This window comes from Halomonas sp. DP5N14-9, assembly GCF_019802175.1.
Classification (GTDB): Bacteria; Pseudomonadota; Gammaproteobacteria; order Pseudomonadales; family Halomonadaceae; genus Halomonas; species Halomonas litopenaei.
Genome location: NZ_JAHVHR010000001.1, coordinates 128886 through 141997 on the forward strand (window position 1 = coordinate 128886; position 13112 = coordinate 141997).

A 13112-nucleotide genomic window follows, 5' to 3' on the forward strand; every position below is an offset into this window, starting at 1 on the left:
CACCAACAAGGACGCCGGCGATGCCGGCGTCCTTGTTGGCTGCACCTGTGTTGTCGATGCAGTCGCTTCATTCCGTTGCTCGATCTCAGCCGATAGGCGTCTGTGCCCCCGTCGTTCCAGGGCTCGGTCGTCGAGCCTTAGCGTGTCGCAGTGGAGCGTCGAGGTGGCGGTGCGCCGAGATTCTGGCGTGCCCAGTTGACCGCCTGCAGGCGATTGCTGACGCGAATCTTCTTGAACACGTTGTACAGGTGAGACTTTACGGTGTGTTCGCTGACGCACAGGCGTTCGGCAATTTCCATGTTGGAGGCGCCGGAGCCCAGCAGTCCGATGATCTCCATCTCGCGCTGGGTCAGGCCACAGGCCGGTCGATAGGCATTGAGCTGCTGGCGGCGGGAGAACTCGATTAGGCGAGTCATCAGTGAGCGTGACATCCACAGATCGTCGGTCTCGAACAGCTTGGCGATGCCCTTGCAGATACTGTCGAGGCTGTCCTGACGATAGAAGACCCCTCGCAGATGCATGAAGGACAGCACCTCCAGCGCATGCTCTTCGTCACGCAGGTTGAAGGCGGTGAGCAACAGGCCGCTGTGGCGTGCACTGACGTCCTGCCAATGCTGCATGGCGGCGTCGTCGACGTGGTCGGCGTCCATCAGTACCAGCACCTGCTGACTGTCATCGATTTCGATGGTGTCGGCGGGGGCGGCGATGGAGACAGGGCAGTGGAATTGGTCCTTGATATAGTTGATGAAGAGCAGTGACTGAGGGTTGTGGTCAGTCACCAGCACTATCTGTCCTGTGTTGTTGCTCATCGTCGTGTCTCCGTGCACCCGCAGACGCCTGCTGACAGGGATGGGTATGACTAGTAAGTGGTGACCATTATGGGCCTATTTCATTCATTTTGTAAGGTTCTGTAACTGCTGCACAGTAAAGTTAGGCTTGATACACGATTATACCAAAATATTTCATACCTTGGTCCTAGAAAATAGCGAATTTTCGGACAGTTTCCCGGTATTTTTTGAATCTTTTTTCCAACTTTGTGCTTAAACGGCATTCAAACCGCGCATGATAGAGTATAGGCAAACATGCCGGCATAGTGCCGACGTGTCTTCTATCGAACTACCCATCAAGAGCGACGCCATGAGTCAACTTACCGAACTGGTGCTGGCCAGTGGAAACGCCGGCAAGCTCAAGGAACTGGGCGCGCTGCTGGCGCCACTGGGCATCAAGGTTCACGCCCAGTCGGAGTTTGCCGTTCCCGAGGTCGAGGAAACGGGACTGACCTTTGTCGAAAATGCCCTGCTCAAGGCGAGGGAAGCCAGCCGTATCAGCGGCCTGCCGGCGCTGGCCGACGACTCCGGGCTCGCCGTGGATGCACTCGATGGTCGCCCCGGTATCTATTCCGCCCGCTTTGCCGGTGAACCCAAGGACGACGATCGCAATAACGACAAGTTGCTCGAGGCCATGGCCGAGGTGCCCGAGGGGAGCCGTGGTGCCAGCTACTGGTGCGTGCTGGTGCTGCTCGAGCATCCCGAGGATCCAGTGCCACTTATCGTCCAGGCCGACTGGCGTGGCGAGATCCTGGCCCATCCGCGCGGTGAGGGCGGCTTTGGCTATGACCCACTGTTCTGGCTGCCGGACCAGGGCGCCAGCGCCGCCGAACTCGGCGCGGCGGAGAAGAATCGACTGAGTCATCGCGGTCGCGCCCTCTCGGCGCTGCTGCTCGAACTCGAGCGTCGGTCGAGTTCGTGATGGTGTCTCGTCTTCCGCCACTGGCGCTGTATGTCCATGTGCCCTGGTGCGTGCGCAAGTGTCCCTACTGTGACTTCAATTCCCACGGTGTCGGGCGCGGCGCCGAACTCCCCGAAGAGGCCTATCTGGCGGCTTTGATCGACGACCTGCGCAGCGATGCCAGGCTTGCCGACGGACGCGAGCTGGTCAGCATCTTCATCGGCGGCGGCACACCGAGTCTGATGTCTGGAGATTTCTATCGCCGATTGCTGGATACGGCGAGCCAGCTGGTGCCTTTCGCCTCGGATATCGAAATTACGCTGGAAGCCAACCCGGGGACGCTGGAGCGTGGCCGCTTTGCCGACTATCGCCGTGCCGGCATCAACCGGCTGTCGCTTGGCGTGCAGAGTTTTCACGACGAACAGCTTTCGGCGCTGGGTCGTATCCATGGCGGCGAGGACGCCGAGCGCGCCTTCGATGAGGCTCGCCGAGCCGGATTCGACAATCTCAATCTGGACTTGATGCATGGCTTGCCGGGGCAGACCCCGGAGCTCGCGCTTGCCGACCTGGAGCGGGCCATCACGCTGGCGCCGGAACACCTGTCCTGGTATCAGCTGACGCTGGAGCCCAATACCGAGTTTCATGCCAAGCCACCGCGGCTACCGGAAGAAGAGGTGCTGTGGGATATCCAGGACCTGGGCCACGAGCGTCTCGAGGCGGCAGGGTTTCAACGCTATGAGATCTCGGCCTACTCGAAGCCCGGGCGTCGGGCGCGTCACAACCTCAACTACTGGCGCTTCGGCGACTATCTGGGGATCGGCGCCGGTGCCCACGGCAAGATCAGCCAGCCGGGCGAGTCGGGCTTCCACATCGAGCGTCGCTGGAAGACTCGCCAGCCCGAGGCTTACCTGCAGCGACATCAGGACCCACGGGGTTTCGTGGCCGGTCATCGACGGGTGAAGCCTGACGAGGTGGCGCTGGAATTCGCGATGAACGCACTGAGACTGGTCGACGGGGTATCGCTGGATACCTGGTGTGCACACACAGGACGCTCTGTGGCAGAGTTGTCGCCAAAGATCGACAAGGCGCGTGAAAAGGGACTTATTGTGCAAGACGCCGCCAGGGTTCAAGCTTCTGCGCAAGGTCTATTATTCTTGAACGACCTTTTGACCCTGTTCAGCGAAGACTGAAAGGGATGATGTACCACATGGAAGGAGACGTTGACGCCATGAGCAGCAAGACTCGACTGATCGCCCCGCTGGCAGCCGCCGTGATTCTGGCTGGCTGCTCCACAACGGATCCTTACACTGGCCAGACCGATCGCAACAACACCGGCATTGGCGCCGCTGTGGGTGCCGCCGTCGGTGCCGCTGCCGGTGCCATCAGTGGCGACGGCAGCACCAGCAAGCGTGACCGTGCCTTGATTGGCGCCGCTGCGGGCGCCGCCGTGGGCGGTGGCATCGGTGTCTATATGGATCGCCAGGAAGAACAGCTGCGTCAGAGCATGCAGGGTACCGGGATCGACGTGGAGCGCCAGGGTGACAACATCGTGCTCAACATGCCGAGTAGCGTGACCTTCGGCTTCGACTCCGCCGACCTGACCGGCGGCGCCACTAGCGCCCTCAACGACGTGGCCAACGTGCTGACCCAGTATCCGGAAACCCGCGTCAATATCGCCGGCCACACCGACTCTACCGGCGACGCCAGCTACAATCAGCGTCTGTCCGAGCGTCGTGCTCAGTCGGTGGGCAGCTACCTCCAGGGGCAGGGTGTCGCCTCCGGTCGTCTGTACGTGAGCGGCTACGGTGAAAACCAGCCGATCGCCAGCAACAACACCGAAGAAGGTCGTGCCCAGAACCGTCGCGTCGAGATTACCCTGACGCCGACCGGCCAGCAGGGGTAAGGCGACTCGGCCGCCTGACCTGTATGAGGGAGGCCCGCCACCTCGGTGGGTTTCTCTCGCTTGCGTCGATAGCCCGTAGCTGAAGTCGCGACGTTGCAGCGACTGCAACGGCAAGGCCCGCACCTCTCGACAGAGGCGCGGGCCTTTTCGATACCTGCCTATCTCTTCATTCCTGCCCGGTCTCTCCAGGACCCTCTAGATCTCTCCTGGACTCGCTAGATTTCTCCAGGACTCGCTAGAGCTCTCGTGGTCTTGTCTGGCCTGGTCTCTCCCAGCCCTGCTGCTGCCCCAACCTTGGTCACAGCGATAACTGGCGACGGCTCAATGATATTCAACGGCTCGGGTTCGTGGGGGTACAGCGTACCTACTCGGTTAAAGCCCAATGTCTGTCATGAGTCCATACGTCTGCACGCAGACCCCTACTTGCTGTTATCGTAACGCCATCGACTCGGCGAACGATTTTCGCCCCACGACCAGGTCAGACCATCCATGCTTTCCTATCAGCACGCCTATCATGCCGGCAATTTCGCAGATGTTCATAAACACTTGTGGCTTTACGCCACGATCGAACATCTATTACGTAAAAATAGCGCTATTACGTTTATAGATACTCACGCCGGGCGAGGAAGCTATCCGTTGGCGGCTGAAGAAACCGCGCGGCTCAAGGAGTACCAGACGGGCGTCAAGCGCTTGTGGGACAGCCGCACCGAGACGGGCAAGGCGGGCGCGCAGAATCCACTGCTGACGACCTGGCTTGAGGCGATCGACTCCGTTCAGCCGCGGCCACAGCAATTGACCCACTACCCGGGCTCGCCCTGGTGGCTGGGTCATCGGCTGCGTGATCAGGACCGATTGACCCTGTTCGAGTTGCACCCGGGTGAGCACGGTCACCTGGCCCGGCAGTCACTGGCAGGCGAAGGGCAGCAGGCGAATATTCGACGCGTGCATGGCGATGGCCTGGCCGGGCTCAGGTCACTGCTCCCGGTAAAGACACCGCGGCTGTGCGTGCTGGTCGACCCGAGTTTCGAGCGCAAGTCGGAGTACCAGGAGGTCGCCGAGACCATGATTCATGCCCTCGGCAAGGTCCGCCACGCGGTGCTGCTGCTGTGGTATCCACTGCTGCCCGCCGGGCGCCACCAGGAGCTGTTGGACAGGCTGCGAGCCAGCGGTGTGCGCAAGCTATGGCGCAGCGAGGTGATCCTGCACCCCCCGGGTGGGGCGAGTCACGGCATGTACGGCAGCGGGATGCTGGTGGCCAACCCGCCCTGGGGTGTCAGCGACAGCATGCAGGCCGCCATCGCTGACTGGTTGCCGCTGCTCGGTGACGCAGCGCGCCACGAGCAGCGCTGGTGGGTGGAAGAGTAGCGCCTGGTTGTTGGTCATCTGGCCAGACGCCAATCGGGTCATGGGGACTCGAACATCAAGCGAAAGCCCACCGGTGAGGTTCGGTCGATGGATGAGAGGCCGGCGATTTCCTGCAAGGCGGCGATGCCGTCCTCGAAGCCCAGCGATTCTGCGCTTAGCCATACCGGCTGATCCGACACCACCAGCCAGCGTGTGTCGGCGAGTCTTGCCACCAGTACCTGGGCTTCCTGCTCGGTCGACGCCGAGCCGAGACTGATATCGACCGGGATACTTGTCGCCAGGGTCTCGCCTACACCAAGTGAATCGAAGCTGGAGGTATCTACCTGGGCCGAGATCGCGAAGCTGGCCGCGGCCAGCAGGTGCTCGAGCATCCGTTCATCACGGATATCGATGCCCGTGTCCAGCGATTCTGTGGCCACCTCGATGGTGACCTTGCCGTTATCGTCGATACCGCCGGACAGACCGTCCAGGTGGTGGGTCTCACCTATGCTCTGGTTCTTCACCGAGCCGAACCACAGGCGTGAATCGTCACCGGACAGCTGCCAGTCCGCCAGGGCGGAAAGCGAGACGCTGCCTAGCGCCAATGCGACAACCAGGGGAAGAGCTTTCATGGGGACTCCTGTGGGCAAGGGGGCACTGCCCACAGTGTAGCGGGTATGACAGATGCCCTGGACGAGCCCTCGGTGCGGCCGGCCGGGGGGCGGATGTCTGGCACCAGTGATGGGGGGCGCCTCAGGCGCCCCATGCCGGCGCCAGGCGTGGCTTCGCCATCACTGAAGGGATGGCGAGGCGATCGCTGGCGCATGAACGTGGGTAAGTGCTCGCTATCGGTGTAGCGTCTGCTTTAAAGACTTTTGTGCATTCTCAGGCATTCACTTGCCGATACAGAAGCTGCCGAAGATCTCACCCAGCAGATCGTCGGCGCTGAACTCGCCGGTGATCTCCCCCAGCGCCTGCTGGGCATCACGCAGGTCCTCGGCCAGCAGCTCGCCCGCGCCATAGCCTTCGAGTTGCGCATGGCCGTTGTCGAGGGCCTCGCGGGCGCGGTCAAGGGCGTCCAGGTGACGACGCCGAGCCGAGAAGCGGCCTTCGGTGGTGGACTGAAAGCCCATGATCTCCTTGAGGTGAGACTTGAGGTTATCCACACCCTGACGTGATCTGGCGGAGAGCCGCAGCGTAGGAGGTGTTGTGGATAAATCGAGTCCCGGTGCTTCACCGCTCTGGTCCACCTTGTTGCGCACCAGGGTCAAGCGTGAGGCGTCCGGCAGGCGCTCGACGAATTCCGGCCAGATGGCCATGGGGTCGGTGGCCTCGGTGGTGGTGGCGTCCACCAGCAGCAGGACCCGGTCGGCCTTCTCGATTTCGCTCCAGGCGCGGGCCACGCCGATCTTTTCCACCGCGTCGGGGGTATCGCGCAGGCCGGCGGTGTCGATGATGTGCAGCGGCATGCCGTCCAGATGGATATGTTCTCGCAACACGTCCCGGGTGGTGCCCTCGATATCGGTGACGATGGCGGTGTCCTGTTCGGTCAGCGCATTGAGCAGGCTCGACTTGCCGGCATTGGGCCGTCCGGCGATGACCACGCTCATGCCCTCGCGCATCAGTGCGCCCTGGCCGGCACTGCGACGCACCTCGGCGAGCTCCGTCATGAGCGCGCCAAGCTTGGCCGCGACATGGCCATCGGCGAGGAAGTCGATCTCCTCCTCGGGGAAGTCGATGGCCGCCTCGACGTACATGCGCAGCTCGATCAGGCCCTGGACCAGCGACTGCACGCGGGTGGAGAACTCGCCCTGCAAGGAACGCAAGGCATTTTCGGCGGCGCCACGGGAGCTGGCGTCGATCAGGTCGGCGATGGCCTCGGCCTGAGCCAGGTCGAGCTTGTCATTGAGAAAGGCGCGCTCGGAGAACTCACCCGGGCGGGCCAGCCGTGCCCCCAGTGCCACACAGCGCTCGAGCAGCATGTCCATGATCACCGGGCCGCCGTGACCCTGAAGTTCCAGCACGTCTTCGCCGGTGAAGGAGTGTGGCCCTTCGAAAAACAGCGCGATGCCTTCGTCGATTACCCCGTTATCGCCCCTGAACGGTCCGTAGAAGGCCTGGCGCGCGTCCGGTACCTGGCCCAGCATGGCGCTGGCAATCGCGCCACAGGCGGGCCCCGAGACGCGTATGATGCCGACGCCGCCCCGACCCGGCGGCGTGGCGAGGGCGCAGATGCTGTCCTGGGTGTAGAGAGGCGTGGTCATGGTCAGACTCCTTGATGATCGGGCGTATTGTCAGGCGCAGCGCCTGGCTTTGCCAGTCCGGCTGGTGTGGCCAACGGCTGTTGCCAGAGGTGCGGGCCCTGAAACGCCAGACCCCCGCCGAAGCGGGGGTCTGGAAGCGTCATGCATGAGGACTTACTTGGTGTTCATGCCCTTGCCGACGCTGGGGTCTTCCTCGATCTTGCGGGTGATCACGTACTGCTGAATGATCGAGATGCAGTTGTTGCACACCCAGTAGATGACCAGACCGGCCGGGAACCACAGGAAGAAGAAGGTGAAGACGATCGGCAGCATCTTCATGATCTTCGCCTGCATCGGGTCCGGAGGCGTCGGGTTGAGCATCTGCTGAACGAACATGGAGGCGCCCATCAGGATCGGCAGGACGAAGTAGGGGTCCTTCACCGACAGGTCCTGGATCCACAGCATGAAGGGCGCGTGACGCAGTTCCACGGACTCCAGCAGCATCCAGTACAGCGCGATGAATACCGGCATCTGTATCAGGATCGGCAGACAGCCGCCCAGCGGATTGATCTTTTCCTTCTGGTAGAACTTCATCATCTCCTGGGACATCTTCTGGCGGTCGTCGCCGAAGCGTTCCTTGAGACGCTGCATTTCCGGGCCCAGCTTGCGCATGCGTGCCATGGACTTGTAGGCCTTGGCAGACAGCGGCCACAGGGCAGCCTTGACCATGATGGTCAGGATGACGATGGACCAGCCCCAGTTGCCGATCAGATCGTGGATGTGATCGAGCAGCCAGAACAGCGGATTGGCGATGAACCACAGCCAGCCGAAGTCAACGGTCAGCTCAAGGTTCGGTGCCACGGCCTCAAGCCGCTCCTGCACCTTGGGGCCCATGTAGAGGGTGGCACCCAAGGTGGCGTCGGCGCCCGGCGCCAGGGTCTGGGCCTGGCCGGCGAAGGCGGCAACGTTGCGGTCCTGACTGTCGGTGGCGGCGTAGAACAGGTTGTCCTGCTGCTGCGGCGGTACCCAGGCGGAGGTGAAGTAGTGCTGGATGATCGCGACCCAGCCGCCCTCGACCTCGCGGTTCTGGAAGTTGCCTGCCTGGATGTCCTCGAAGTCGATCTTCTCGTAGCGGTTCTCCGGTGAGGAGTACGCCGCGCCGAGGAAGGAGCGCATGCCCATCTTGGGGCCGGTGGACGGATCCGGGTTGTTGTCGCGGGCCAGTTGGCCGATGAAGCGTGCGCTGACCGGCTCCTCGCCAGCGTTGGCAAGCAGGTAGCTGACGTCGACTGCGTAGTCGTCACGACTGAAGGTGAAACGCTTGACGATGTCGATGCCATTGACGGTGGCGGTCATGTCCACCTGCAGGCTGTCCTGGCCGTCGGCCAGGCGGTACTCGGTCTTCTCGGGCGAGAAGGCGATACGACCGCTGTTGCCGTCAAGCTGCAGTCCAGAGCGAGCGACGTAGCTCAGGGTGCTGTTGTTGGACAGCAGCACGTAGGGCCGATCCCCATCCTGGCTCATCAGATGCTGGGGGAGGGCGGCGTAGACGATGTCGCCACCCTGGGGGTCGATACGCACGTCGAGGACGTCGGTGATGACCGCAATGAGATCTCGACTGTTGGCAGCGGGTTCGCTGCTGCCGGGCAGCTCGCTGCCGACATCATTGGCCGAGCTGGGTGCCGCCAGGCCTTCCGACGTGGAGGCGTCGGCACCGTTTGAGGTCGCGTTGCTGGTGATCGCCGGAGCATCCGGGGTGCTGGGCGGCTGACCGTAGTCCTGGTTCCACTGCACCATGATCAGGTAGGCGAGCACCGCCAGGGGGATCAGCAGGAGTAGTCGTTTTACGTCCATGAAGGGTCTGCCCGAAGGGAAGTGAACATGCCGATGGCGCCACGCGAGACGCCTACATGAGATACACGAAAGCCTGCCGGAGGCAGGCCAGTATTCGTACGGAAACGTTCCGCGTCGCGAGAGGTGACGTCAAGGGGCCGGAAGAGGGACTCGTTCATGCTCGGACGAAGTGTGTTCGGCATTGAAGAGCCTCTTGCTGCTAGTTACGGCTTTGCTTCGGCTGTGACCGAGTGTCACCCCGGGTGTCACTCGCGTGGCGAGGTGTCGTCGATGTCCGCGAGGGACGAGTCGACTTCTCGGCCTCGCGCTCGAGACGACGCCACATGCCGAATAGCTGGCGCAGCACGGTGTCATTGTCGACCTCGTTGACGCCACGCCTGGCCAGCAAGACGATATCCACGGCGGGAAGTCGATGCTGTGCATGCCGAACGGACTCACGAGCCAGTCGTTTCAGTCGATTGCGATCGACGGCCCGGCGTACGTTCTTCTTGCTGAAGACCAGGCCCAGGCGAGGGTGTCCCAAGTCATTGGGAATCGCCAACGCCATCAGGCCCTTGCCGTGAACCTTGTAGACCGCCCCATCGAACACCTGGCGGTAGTCCCCGGCAGTCAGCAAGCGGCATTGCCGGGGAAAGGTCAGACAGGCCACGAAGGACCTGCGCTTAGGCGCTCAGGCGCTTGCGGCCCTTGGCACGGCGACGTGCCAGAACGGCGCGGCCGTTTTTGGTGGCCATGCGAGCACGGAAGCCGTGCGCGCGCTTGCGCTTGAGAACGCTCGGTTGAAATGTGCGCTTCATAACTCGTTAATCCCACAGTGGTTTTTTGGAACGGATAGACATCCAGAGGCTCCCGGAATCCGCTCGGGCCCCCGGGGGTATTCGGCTTAAGACCGGATATTTTAGTGATTTCAAGCCCTGGGTGCAATCTTTTCGCGGGCCAGAAAGCAGGTTTCAGGGTGTTCGCCCCTGCCAGTCCGGACCAGACGGCTGGGGATAACTCTTGCTCGAGCCGAACCGGCGGGTGAACAAGCCACCTGGGACTGGCCTCGCGACATGACCCACTGCCTACATAACAATAAAGAGAAGTTCTTGACTGATGTTGTTATTACTACTGGGGATAGTTTTTGTGGATAAGCGTGTTCTCGTATGAAATTTCAACATGTTGCGTTGCATATAAAAGTGTGGAGAAAACGTTGAGACCGCGGGGAGGAGCGGTGTGGTTCCGGTGGATCAATGATGAGATTGTCCACAGGGACTCGTTCGCCAGCAAGTTGTTCCAGCACAACTCCGAATGGCGTACAAGGGTTTTCCACAGCTAGGTTTCGGTGCCGTTCTCGTGTGGATAACTCGTGGTGACAAGGCTACAATGTGCGGTCGTTCTTCAACCAAGGTAGCTCGCGTGTCGCTCGCTCTCTGGCAACAGTGTCTACAAACCCTTCAGGATGAACTGAGCTCGCAGCAGTTCAACACCTGGATTCGCCCTCTGCAGGCGGAAGAAGGGGAGTCCAATCAGCTCAGGCTGCTGGCACCCAACCGCTTCGTGCGCGATTGGGTCAGTGACAAGTACGCCAAGCGTATCAGTGAACTGATGCGGGAGTTGGCGCCGGCCAAGCCGCCCAAGGTGATGCTGACGGTGGGCAGTCGTCGTGCTGCGCCGGCCCCACCCCAGACTCGCGAACTCGGCGATCCTGTCTCCGCCGCTCCGGCCCGCTCGGCGGCCGTGCACACCAGCTCCCGCGGCGATGTGGGGGATGAGCGCGAGGTCGACCGCCTGCGCGACGAAGGCGGTGAGGCGCCGGTCACGCGTCCACCCGGTGGTGAGCGTCAGGTTCAGGTCGAGGGCAGTCTCAAGCACTCCAGTGGCCTGAATCCCAACTTCACCTTCGAGACGTTTGTCGAGGGCAAGTCCAACCAGCTCGCCAGGGCGGCATCCCGCCAGGTGTCGGAGAACCCTGGGGGAGCCTACAACCCGCTGTTTCTGTATGGTGGCGTCGGCCTCGGTAAGACCCACCTGATGCATGCGGTGGGCAATGCCCTGGCGGGGCGTCGCGAGAACGCTCGGGTGGTGTATCTTCACTCGGAGCGCTTCGTGGCCGATATGGTCAAGGCCCTTCAGCTCAACGCCATCAATGACTTCAAGCGCTTCTATCGCAGCGTCGACGCGCTGTTGATCGATGACATCCAGTTCTTCGCCGGCAAGGAGCGCTCCCAGGAGGAGTTCTTCCACACCTTCAATGCCTTGCTTGAGGGTGGCCAGCAGATGATCCTGACCTCGGATCGCTATCCGAAGGAAATCAGCGGCGTCGAGGAGCGCCTCAAGTCCCGTTTTGGCTGGGGGCTGACGGTGGCGATAGAGCCGCCTGAGCTCGAGACTCGGGTGGCGATCCTGATGAAGAAGGCCGACCAGGCCAAGGTGGATCTACCCCATGATGCGGCTTTCTTCATTGCCCAGAAGATTCGCTCCAACGTGCGTGAACTGGAAGGGGCGCTGAAGAAGGTCATCGCCGATTCTCACTTCATGGGCAAGTCGATCACCCAGGACTTCATCCGCGAATCGCTCAAGGATCTGCTCGCTCTGCAGGACAAGCAGGTAGGCGTGGACAACATCCAGCGTACCGTGGCGGAGTACTACAAGATCAAGCTGGCGGACCTGCTGTCCAAGCGGCGTTCACGCTCCGTGGCGCGCCCGCGACAGGTCGCCATGGCCCTGGCCAAGGAACTGACCAATCACAGTCTTCCGGAAATCGGCGACGCCTTCGGCGGCCGAGACCACACCACCGTGCTACATGCCTGTCGCAAGGTGCAGGCGCTGCAGGAAGAAAGCGCCGACATTCGTGAAGACTACAAGAATCTGTTGCGGCTTTTGACCAGTTAACGTCTCTACGTCATCAACCGCGTGACCGTCTCACTCTCCCGGACAAGAAGTGGAGCCGACATGAAATTTTCCATCTCCCGCGAAGCGCTGCTGCGCCCGCTGACGCTGGTGGCCGGTGTGGTCGAGCGCCGTCAGACGTTACCGGTGCTCTCCAATGTGCTGATCCAGGTCGAACAGGACGAGGTCGCCTTGACCGGCACCGACCTGGAAGTCGAACTGGTCGGCCGCACCGTGGCCAGCCAGGTGGATGAGCCTGGCGCCATCACGGTGCCCGCGCGCAAGCTGATGGACATCTGCAAGTCCTTGCCAGACCAGTCCGAGCTGGAGCTGTCCATCGAGGATGGGCGGGCCGTGCTGCGCAGTGGCCGTTCACGCTTTACCCTGTCCACGCTTCCGGTCGCCGAGTTTCCGAATATCGAGGATGGTCAGAGCAGTGTCGAACTGGCGTTGCCGCGGGGGACCCTCAAGCAGCTGATCGACGCCACCTCCTTCGCCATGGCGCAGCAGGACGTTCGCTACTATCTGAATGGCCTGCTGCTGGAGTTCGCCCCGAACCTGGTCCGCACCGTGGCTACCGACGGCCACCGCCTGGCGGTCAGCTCTCGTCCCGTGGAGATCAACATTGAGTCGGCCCAGAAGCTGATCGTCCCGCGCAAGGGCGTACTCGAGCTGGTGCGACTGCTCGACGATTCCGAAGAGCCTGTCAGCCTGACCCTGGGCTCTACCCATATCCGTGCTCACACCGGGGACTTCACCTTCACCTCCAAGCTGGTGGACGGCAAGTTCCCGGACTACGAGCGGGTCGTGCCCAAGGGTGGCGACAAGGTCTTCATCGCCGAACGTTCGGAGTTGCGTCAGGTGCTGTCGCGTACCGCCATCCTCTCCAACGAGAAGTACCGTGGGGTGCGGCTGAATCTGGAAGAGGGCAACCTGAGGGTGATGGCCAACAACCCGGAGCAGGAAGAGGCCGAGGAAAACATCGCCATCGAATACAGCGGGCCGGCCATGGAGATCGGCTTCAACGTCGGCTATCTGATCGACGTGCTCAACGCCGTGGGTGAGGATCGCGTGCAGATGACGCTGGGCGATCCCAACAGCAGTGCGCTGATGGAAGAACCCGGTGGCGGCGATGCCCTCTATGTCGTGATGCCGATGCGCCTGTGACG

General features: G+C 61.9%; 12 protein-coding genes. 6 read left to right on the top strand and 6 right to left on the bottom strand.

The annotated features are described in order from the left end of the window. Positions 1 to 137 precede the first annotated feature (137 nt). Positions 138 to 809: a LuxR C-terminal-related transcriptional regulator gene (locus KUW00_RS00625; RefSeq protein ID WP_045992729.1), complete on the bottom strand. Its 672-nt coding sequence runs from the start codon at positions 807 to 809 to the stop codon at positions 138 to 140. Between the two features lie 328 nt (positions 810 to 1137). Here KUW00_RS00625 and rdgB point away from each other — a divergent pair, with 328 nt between their 5' ends. The 4 genes from rdgB (at position 1138) to KUW00_RS00645 (ending at position 4996) form a co-directional block, all read left to right on the top strand. Further along, on the top strand, positions 1138 to 1749 hold the full coding sequence (gene rdgB / locus KUW00_RS00630; RefSeq protein WP_222567995.1) for an RdgB/HAM1 family non-canonical purine NTP pyrophosphatase: 612 nt from the start codon (positions 1138 to 1140) through the stop codon (positions 1747 to 1749). Further along, positions 1749 to 2918 (top strand): radical SAM family heme chaperone HemW, encoded by a 1170-nt coding sequence (gene hemW, locus KUW00_RS00635; RefSeq protein WP_222567996.1) that lies wholly within the window; start codon positions 1749 to 1751, stop codon positions 2916 to 2918. The genes rdgB and hemW overlap by 1 nt, the downstream gene beginning before the upstream one ends. A 38-nt stretch (positions 2919 to 2956) precedes the next feature. After that, positions 2957 to 3631 (top strand): OmpA family protein, encoded by a 675-nt coding sequence (locus KUW00_RS00640; protein WP_045992732.1) that lies wholly within the window; start codon positions 2957 to 2959, stop codon positions 3629 to 3631. 489 nt (positions 3632 to 4120) lie between these two features. Then, positions 4121 to 4996, top strand: coding sequence for a 23S rRNA (adenine(2030)-N(6))-methyltransferase RlmJ (locus KUW00_RS00645; protein WP_222567997.1), 876 nt, complete (start codon positions 4121 to 4123; stop codon positions 4994 to 4996). A gap of 38 nt (positions 4997 to 5034) precedes the next feature. On the opposite strand, the gene KUW00_RS00650 is transcribed toward KUW00_RS00645, so the two are convergent. The 5 genes from KUW00_RS00650 to rpmH all read right to left on the bottom strand — a co-directional run bounded on the left by KUW00_RS00650 (position 5035) and on the right by rpmH (position 9869). After that, entirely contained in the window at positions 5035 to 5607 is a 573-nt protein-coding gene (locus KUW00_RS00650; RefSeq protein WP_222567998.1) for a YceI family protein, read from the bottom strand. Between the two features lie 261 nt (positions 5608 to 5868). Beyond that, on the bottom strand, positions 5869 to 7239 hold the full coding sequence (gene mnmE, locus KUW00_RS00655) for a tRNA uridine-5-carboxymethylaminomethyl(34) synthesis GTPase MnmE (protein WP_108449589.1): 1371 nt from the start codon (positions 7237 to 7239) through the stop codon (positions 5869 to 5871). Positions 7240 to 7392: 153 nt separating this feature from the next. After that, positions 7393 to 9072, bottom strand: a complete 1680-nt coding sequence (yidC, locus tag KUW00_RS00660; protein ID WP_108131947.1) for a membrane protein insertase YidC — start codon at positions 9070 to 9072, stop codon at positions 7393 to 7395. Between the two features lie 199 nt (positions 9073 to 9271). Then, positions 9272 to 9721, bottom strand: a complete 450-nt coding sequence (rnpA, locus tag KUW00_RS00665; RefSeq protein ID WP_083970680.1) for a ribonuclease P protein component — start codon at positions 9719 to 9721, stop codon at positions 9272 to 9274. Between the two features lie 13 nt (positions 9722 to 9734). Further along, a complete protein-coding gene (gene rpmH / locus KUW00_RS00670; RefSeq protein WP_008959105.1) occupies positions 9735 to 9869 on the bottom strand; it encodes a 50S ribosomal protein L34 in 135 nt (44 codons plus the stop codon). Between the two features lie 601 nt (positions 9870 to 10470). On the opposite strand from rpmH, the gene dnaA reads away from it, so the two are divergent. After that, positions 10471 to 11946: a chromosomal replication initiator protein DnaA gene (gene dnaA / locus KUW00_RS00675; protein ID WP_045995088.1), complete on the top strand. Its 1476-nt coding sequence runs from the start codon at positions 10471 to 10473 to the stop codon at positions 11944 to 11946. Positions 11947 to 12006: 60 nt separating this feature from the next. After that, positions 12007 to 13110 (top strand): DNA polymerase III subunit beta, encoded by a 1104-nt coding sequence (gene dnaN / locus KUW00_RS00680; RefSeq protein ID WP_045995089.1) that lies wholly within the window; start codon positions 12007 to 12009, stop codon positions 13108 to 13110. Positions 13111 to 13112: the final 2 nt, after the last annotated feature.